The organism is Streptomyces sp. CA2R106, assembly GCF_037034245.1.
Classification (GTDB): Bacteria; Actinomycetota; Actinomycetes; order Streptomycetales; family Streptomycetaceae; genus Actinacidiphila.
Window position 1 is genome coordinate 1 of the sequence record NZ_JBAGKC010000082.1, and the last position, 3,954, is coordinate 3,954.

Below are 3,954 nucleotides of genomic sequence, written 5' to 3' on the forward strand. Positions count from 1 at the left end.
TTCAACATGCAGCGTGCGAGGCAACCGCTCGTTCTGGAGCGCCAGCACCATCTTGATGATTCCGGCCATGCCCGCGGCCTGCTGGGCGTGGCCGATGTTCGACTTCACCGAGCCCAGCCACAGCGGCCGGCCCTCGGGACGCTCCTGCCCGTAGGTGGCCAGCAGCGCCTGCGCCTCGATCGGGTCGCCCAGCGGCGTACCGGTGCCGTGCGCCTCCACCACGTCCACATCGGCGGCCGACAGCCGCGCGCTGGCCAGCGCGGCGCGGATGACGCGCTGCTGCGAGGGCCCGTTGGGCGCCGTCAGACCATTGGACGCGCCGTCCTGGTTGATCGCCGAACCCCGCACCACCGCAAGGACCTTGTGGCCGTTGCGCCGCGCGTCCGACAGCCGCTCGGCCACGACGATGCCGACGCCCTCGGCGACGCCCATGCCGTCGGCACCGGAACCGAACGCCTGGCAGCGCCCGTCCGGGGAGAGCCCGAGGGAGGTGCTGAAGTCGGTGAACAGCACCGGGGTGGCCGCGACGTAGGCGCCGCCGACCAGTGCCATCGAGCACTCCCCGGAGCGCAGCGCCTGGCAGGCCAGGTGGAGCGAGACGAGGGCCGAGGAGCAGGCGGTGTCCACGGTGACCGCGGGGCCCTCCAGGCCCAGGGTGTAGGAGACGCGGCCGGACAGCACGCTCATGGCGTTGCCGGTCATCACGTGCCCGTCCAGGTCGCCCTGTTCGCCGCTGACCCAGCCGTAGCCGGAGGCCGAGCCGCCGGCGAACACACCGGTGGCGGAGCCGCGCAGCGACACGGGGTCGATCCCGGACCGCTCCAGTGCCTCCCAGGCCACCTCCAGCAGCACCCGCTGCTGCGGGTCCATCGAGACCGCCTCACGCGGGCTGATCCCGAAGAAGGCCGGGTCGAACCGGGTGGCGTCGTAGACGAAGTTGCCGGCCTGCACCTCGGCGGCGTCCTGCCCGGTGCCGTCGGGGCCGCTCAGGTCCCAGCCGCGGTCCTGCGGCAGCCCGGCCACCGACTCCCGCCCGGCGTCCAGCAGTTGCCACAGGGCCTGCGGGGTGCGGACCCCGCCGGGGAAGCGGCAGGCCATGCCCACCAGGGCCACCGGTTCGCCGCCGGCCGCCTCCACTGCCTGTAGGCGCTGCCTGGTCTCGTGCAGGTTGGCGGTCACCCGCTTGAGGAAATAGCGAAGCTTCTCCTCGCTCATTTAACTCACCTATTCGAAGAAGTCGCAGCGCTGGACGGTCAGTAGATTCCGAGTTCTTTTCCGATGAAGTCGAAGACCTCGTCGTCGGACGACGATTCGAGCTTCTCGGCAACTCCGGGTGCGGCATCGCTCGCCTGGGTCTCCTTCCACTTGGAAAGGACGACCTCGAGGCGGCTGGTGATCTGGGCGGACTCGCCGTCGCCGGGCAGTGCGGCGAGCATCTGCTCCAGGCGGTCCAGTTCGGCCAGGACCGGTTTGACCGGGCTGGCCTCCTCGGTCAGGCGGACGCGCAGGTGGTCGGCGAGCGCGGCCGAGGTGGGGTAGTCGAAGAGCAGGGTGCTGGGGAGCCGCAGCCCGGTGGCCCGGCCCAGCCGGTCGCGGAGTTCCACGGCCGTCAGCGAGTCGGCCCCGAGGTCGCTGAACGCCCGGTCGGCCGCGACGGTCTCGGCGCTCGCGTGGCCCAGGACGATGGCGGCCTCGGTCCGTACCATTTCGGTGAGCAACCGGTCCTGTTCCGTGCGGCTCAGGGCGGCCAGTTGCGCGGCCAGCGCGTTGCCGGCCGCCGACGCCTCGTCCGCGCCGTCGGCATCACCGCGGGCGGCCAGCACCTCGGCGACCTCGGGCAGGCCCTCGATCAGCGGGCTGGACCGGCGCAGCGTGAACGGCGGTGCGAACCGCTCCCAGTCGACGTCCGCGACGGTGATCGCCGCTTCGTCGGTGGAAAGCGCCTGGTCGAGGGCGCGGATGGCGGCGTCCGGGTCGAGCAGGCGCAGGCCGCGCCGCTCCATGTGCCCGGTGGCCTCCTCGTCGGTCATGCCGCCGCCGCCCCACGGACCCCAGGCCACTGAGGTCGCGGCCAGGCCACGGGCCCTGCGGTGCTCGGCCAGGGCGTCGAGGTGCGCGTTGGCGGCCGCGTAGCCGGCCTGCATACCGCTGCCCCAGGTGGCGGCGATGGAGGAGAACAGCACGAAGGCGTCCAGGTCCAGGTCGGCGGTGAGCCGGTCGAGGGCGGTCGCGCCGCCGGCCTTGGCGGCGAGGATCGCGGCCAGTTCCGGCACGGACGCGTCGTCGAGGGCCGTCATCTGGCCGAGGCCGGCCGCGTGCATGACGGCGGTCAGCGGCGGGCCGCCGGCCCCGATCCAATCGATGGCGCCGGCGAGTGCGGACTCCTGCGCGGCGTCGCAGGCGAGGACGTCCACGTGCGCGCCGCGCTCCGCGAGTTCGGCCGCAAGGGCCGCGCTGTGGGCGGTGCCGGGGCCGGAGCGGCCGGCCAGGACGACCCGCTCGGCGCCGCGGTCGGCGAGCCAGCGCGCGACCCGGCCGCCGAGGGCGCCGGTGCCGCCGGTGATCAGCGCGGTGCCGCGCGGCGCCCACTGCCCGCCGGTGCGGCGGGGTTGCGCGGCGCGGGTCAGGCGGCGGCCGTGGATACCGGACGGACGGATGGCGACCTGGTCCTCGCCGCAGCCGGCGATCACCGCGCGCAGCCGCTGTGCGGTCCGCTCGTCGAACTCCTCGGGCAGGTCGATGAGCCCGCCCCCGTGGTCGGGGTGTTCGAGGACGACGACCCGGCCGAGTCCCCACGCCTGGGCCTGCACCGCGCTGGCCGGGGCTTTCTCCGGTGCGACGGCGACGGCGCCGCGGGTCACGCCCCACACCGGCGCGAGGACGCCCTCCATGACGAGGGCCTGGGCCAGTGTCTGCGAGCCGGCCAGGCCGGTCGCGAGCGCCGGGTGCCCGGGCAGCGGTGTCTCGTCGACGGCGAGCAGGTGGACGACGCCGGCCACGCCGTCCTGCGGGACCACCTCGGCGATCTGGGCCGCCAGCCGCCCCAGGTCGGTGGTCTCGGTGGGCGTGAGCAGCACCACCTCGGCGCCGCCGTCGGTCAGCGCCTGGGCGCAGTGGTCGGCCAGCGCCTTCGCGGCGGGTACGGCGGGGGCCACCAGCAGCCAGGTGCCCGACGGGTCCGCCGGGGCGGGGTCGGCGACCGCCTCCCAGGCCACGCGGTACCACCAGTCGGCGGTGGCCGACTTCTCCTGCTCCCGGCGCCGCCAGGACGCCAACGCGGGCAGGGCGTCGGCCAGTTGCCGCTGATCCTCGGCGGCCAGGCCGTCGGCGACCGAGGCGAGGTCGCCGTCCTCGACCGCGGCCCAGAACGCGGCGTCGGTGGCGGTTCCGGTGCCGTCGCCCCAGGCGTGCGGGAGGGTCTGGATGCCGTCCGGCCAGTAGCGCTGGTGGCGGAAGGCGTAGGTCGGCAGCTCCACCGTCTCGCCCTGCGGAAGCACCCGCTTCCAGTCCACCGGGGCACCCTGGACGAAGGCCCGCGCCAGGCCCGTTTCCAGGCCGGTCACGCCCTCATCGGTACGGCGCTGGAGCGGCACGAACGCGGGCTCCACGCCCTCGACGGCGGCCACAGCGTCAGGGCCGAGGGAGGACAGCGAACCGTCCGGGCCGACCTCCAGGAAGACCGAGATGCCCTCACGCGCCAGAGCCGCGACGGCGTCGGCGAAGCGCACCGCCTGCCGCACCTGCGCAGGCCAGTACCCGGCGTCCGGGTCCGACACCAACTCACCGCTGAGGGCGCCCGCCCAGAGCGCGGTGGGCCGGCGGTGCTCGATCCCCTGCGCCGTGGCACCGAGGCCGTCGAGTACGGGGTCCATCGCCGGGGAGTGGAACGCGTGCGACACGCGGAGCGGCCGCACCCGGTGACCGCGCTCGCGCCACAACTCCACCAGCGCGTCG

The 3,954-nt window shown here is 74.6% G+C and carries 2 protein-coding genes; both read right to left on the reverse strand.

Translation table 11 applies throughout. The features are described from left to right. Positions 1-1,215 (reverse strand): beta-ketoacyl synthase N-terminal-like domain-containing protein (locus tag WA788_RS35030; protein WP_335984426.1); only part of this gene is annotated, 1,215 nt, incomplete at its 3' end. Positions 1,216-1,253: 38 nt separating this feature from the next. Next, positions 1,254-3,944 (reverse strand): SDR family NAD(P)-dependent oxidoreductase, encoded by a 2,691-nt coding sequence (locus WA788_RS35035; RefSeq protein ID WP_335984427.1) that lies wholly within the window; start codon positions 3,942-3,944, stop codon positions 1,254-1,256. Positions 3,945-3,954 lie beyond the last annotated feature (10 nt).